This window comes from Saccharothrix sp. NRRL B-16348 (assembly GCF_001280085.1).
Taxonomy (GTDB): Bacteria; Actinomycetota; Actinomycetes; order Mycobacteriales; family Pseudonocardiaceae; genus Actinosynnema.
Map to the genome: position 1 here is coordinate 1 of NZ_LGED01000053.1, position 1,497 is coordinate 1,497.

General features: G+C 68.7%; 1 protein-coding gene. It reads left to right on the forward strand.

Annotation, left to right across the window (positions count from 1 at the left end; genetic code table 11):
- Nucleotides 1–75 precede the first annotated feature (75 nt).
- On the forward strand, nt 76–1,320 hold the full coding sequence (locus ADK67_RS08105) for an IS4 family transposase (protein WP_053715775.1): 1,245 nt from the start codon (nt 76–78) through the stop codon (nt 1,318–1,320).
- Nucleotides 1,321–1,497 lie beyond the last annotated feature (177 nt).

The following is a 1,497-nucleotide window of genomic DNA, read 5'->3' on the forward strand; positions in this document are numbered from 1 at the left end:
GCAATGCCGTTTAGTTAGGTGGGTTTGGGTGTGTTGGTGCTGGTGGCGGGGTGTGTTGTCACTACGGTGTGGTGGGTGTCGTCTGGGGTGGAGCGTCGGTTCACCGACGGGATCAGTCTCGGGGTCCTGACCCGGTTGGTGGATCGGGATCTGGTGGACGAGGTGTTGGCGGTGACCGGGCGGCGGGAGAAGCGGTCGCGGTTGTTGCCGGCGCGGGTGGTGGTCTATTACGTGCTGGCGTTGTGCCTGTTCTTCGAGGACTCCTATGAAGAGGTGATGCGCAAGCTGGTCAACGGGCTGCGGTTCCTGGGCACGTGGCGGGACGAGTGGCGGGTGCCGACGGCGGGGGCGATCTCGCAGGCGCGGGCGCGGTTGGGCGCGGAGCCGTTGCGGGTGTTGTTCGACCGGGTCGCGGTGCCGATGGCCGAACCGGGCACGAAGGGCGCCTGGTTGCGGGGGTGGCGGGTGATGGCGGTGGACGGGGTGGTGCTGGACGTGCCCGACACCCCCGCCAACACCGCGGTGTTCGATCGTCGGGACGACACGCCGTTCCCGCAGGTCCGGGCGGTGGGGTTGGCCGAGTGCGGCACCCATGCGATCGTCGCGGCGGCGTTCGAAACCTGGCGGGTGCAGGAACGCGAACTCCTGCACCGGATCCTGGACCGGTTCGAGCCGGGCATGCTGGTGTTGGCCGACCGGGGTTTCCACAGCTACGGGATGTGGACCGCCGCCGCCGAGACCGGGGCGGACCTGCTGTGGCGGGTCACCGACACCCTCGAGTTGCCGGTGCTGGAGTGGTTGCCCGACGGTTCCTACCGGTCGTTCCTGCTGCCCAAGCACGTCAAAGGCGAGCTGGGACGACACGGATCGCACCCCCTGGCCGAACGGTCACGGGTGCCGGTGCGGGTGGTCGAGTACATGGTCACCGACCGCGGACCGGGCGACACCATCCGACTGATCACCACGATCGCCGATCCCGACCACGCCGCCGCGGCCGAACTGGCCGCGCTCTACCAGCAGCGGTGGGAGTTCGAGCTCACCCTCGACGAGATCGAGACCCACCAGATGCCGGCCACCCGGCTGCTGCGCTCCAAGACCCCGGAGCTGGTCGAGCAGGAGATCTGGGCACTGCTGCTGACCCACTACGCCGTGCGCGAGCTGATGCACGAGGCCGCCGACCCGCTCGGACCCGACGACACCACACTCGACGTCGACCGGTTGTCGTTCACCCGCAGCCTCAACGCCACCCGCCGCCAAGTCCTCAACCAGGCCGGGTTTTCCCCCTCAGCGCCTGACGGAGGCGATGCGGGAGACGCGTGAGGAGATCCGCCGCCACCTCCGCGCGCCCGAACGCCGCCACCGGTCCTGTCCCCGGGTCGTCAAACGCAAACACGTCGGCGCGAAACTCCTCAAACGCCCCCACCACGTCACAGTCCGCCATGCCGGCCCGCCCCACCTGCACATCTTCACCAACACCGCCTAACTAAACGGCATTGG